Origin of the sequence: Sandarakinorhabdus sp. (genome assembly GCF_031422795.1) — a bacterium.
Lineage (GTDB): Bacteria > Pseudomonadota > Alphaproteobacteria > Sphingomonadales > Sphingomonadaceae > Sandarakinorhabdus.
Genome location: NZ_JANPML010000370.1, coordinates 1 through 2,130 on the forward strand (window position 1 = coordinate 1; position 2,130 = coordinate 2,130).

General features: G+C 62.1%; 2 protein-coding genes. Both read left to right on the forward strand.

The features are described from left to right. The coding region (locus tag RMO81_RS12980; RefSeq protein ID WP_310476314.1) for a M1 family metallopeptidase at positions 1-1,727 on the forward strand (1,727 nt) is incomplete at its 5' end. Beyond that, positions 1,724-2,130, forward strand: a 407-nt coding sequence (locus RMO81_RS12985) for a DUF6702 family protein (protein ID WP_310476315.1), incomplete at its 3' end; no start/stop codon positions are given. The genes RMO81_RS12980 and RMO81_RS12985, both read left to right, overlap by 4 nt.

Consider the following 2,130-nt stretch of genomic DNA (forward strand, 5'->3'; position numbering starts at 1 on the left):
TGGCGGTCTATTCGGATTATGAAGGCTGGCACAACAAGGCTTTCGTTGGCGGCGGCGAGTTCACGCTGGAATTCGGCGATTATGACGTGTCGCTCACCGTGCCGGCCGATCACGTGATTTCGGCCACCGGCGAACTGGCCAATCACGACATCCTGTCGGCCGCGCAGCGCGCCCGGCTGACGCAGGCCCGCACCGCCAAGGAACCGGTGTATATCGTCACGCCCGACGAAGCGGTGGCCGCTGAAAAGCAGAAGGCCAGCGGCAGCCGCACCTGGCGCTTCGTTGCACGGAATGTCCGCGATTTCGCCTGGGCCTCGTCGCGCAAGTTCGTGTGGGACGCGATGGGCGTCAAACAAGACGACAGCGCTAACCCGCTGGTGATGGCGATGAGCTTCTATCCCAAGGAAGCTCGGCCGCTATGGGATGCCTATTCCACCAAGTCCATCGCCCACACCATTGATGTGTATAGCGAATTTTCTTTCCCCTACCCCTATCCGACGGCGCAGAGCGTCAACGGCCCGGTGGGCGGCATGGAATATCCGATGATCACCTTCAACGGCCCGCGCCCGGTGAAGGACAAGAAAACCGGCCAGCTCACTTATACCGAGCGCGCCAAATATGGCCTGATCGGCGTGGTCATCCACGAAGTCGGCCACATCTGGTTCCCGATGAGCGTCAACAGCGACGAGCGCCAGTGGACGTGGATGGACGAAGGCATCAACAGCTTCCTGCAGTTCGAAGCCGAAAAGCGCTGGGACCCGGTAAAGACCCGCGGCCGCGGCGAACCGCGTGACATCACCGAATATATGATCAGCCACGATCAGGTGCCGTTGATGACGCACAGCGACAGCCTGCTGCAGTTCGGCAACAACGGTTACAGCAAGCCTGCCACCGCGATGGTGATCCTGCGCGAGACGATCCTGGGCCGCGAACTGTTCGATTTCGCCTTCAAGGAATATGCCCGTCGCTGGCGCTTCAAGCGGCCCACCCCCTATGATTTCTTCCGCACCATGGAAGAAGCCAGCGGCGTGGACCTTGATTGGTTCTGGCGCGGCTGGTTCTACACCACCGATCATGTCGATATCAGCCTGGACAAGGTGGTGGCTGCCCGGCTCGACACCCGCAATCCCGACGTAGAAAAGGCGTGGGCGAAGGATCGCGACAAGACCGCGCCGACCCCGCTCACGGCGCTGCGCAACACGCAGCCGCCGATGATCGACCGTGATCCGAAAACGCGCGATTTCTACGACGAAACCGATCGTTTCACCGTTACACCCAAGGACCGCAAGGATTACGAGGCCAGCCTGAAGAAGCTGGAGCCGGAACAGGCTGCTGCGCTGAACTTCAAGGACAATTTCTATCACTTCAGCTTCCGCAACATCGGCGGCCTGGTGATGCCGGTGATCCTGAAGCTGGATTATGAGGATGGCTCGACCGAGACAGTTCGCATCCCGGCCGAAGTCTGGCGCTACAATGCGAAGGCCGTGACTTGGCAGCATGTCAGCCCCAAGAAGCTGAAGGCCGCCGAGGTCGATCCGCTGTGGGAAACGGCGGACGCTGATCGCGGCAACAACGCTTATCCACGCCGCATCGAGCCCACCGTGCTGAAGGTGCGCGACGATCCGGCTGGCCCGGACAACCGCATGGCCGACAGCGAACTGGAAGTGACGCCGGACAGCATCAAGACCAAGCCGGCGAAGAAGGATGAGAAGAAGGACGAGAAGTGAGGCTGCTGGCCGCGCTGCTGCTGACGTTGGGGCTTGCGGCCCCTGCGCTGGCACACCGTGGCCACGCCAGCCTGGCGGTGGTGGAGATTGACGCCAAATCCGGCGCTGTTGTCGTCACCCACCACCTGCAGGCCCATGATGTCGAACCGGCGCTGGTCGATATCGCGCCCGACGCGCAGCCCAGCCTGGATGATGCCGACGCGTTCAAGGCGCTGATCGCCTATGTTGGCCAGCGTTTCCGCATCCGGGGCGTGGCGCTGGCGCCAGCCGGGCAACAGCTGGACGGCGATGCGGTGGTGCTGCGCTATATCGGTCGGTTGAAGGGCAAGCCAAAGACCCTGCTGATCAGCGGCGCGCTGTTTGGCGAGACTTGGGACGATCACGCCACGCAGGTGAATGTGCG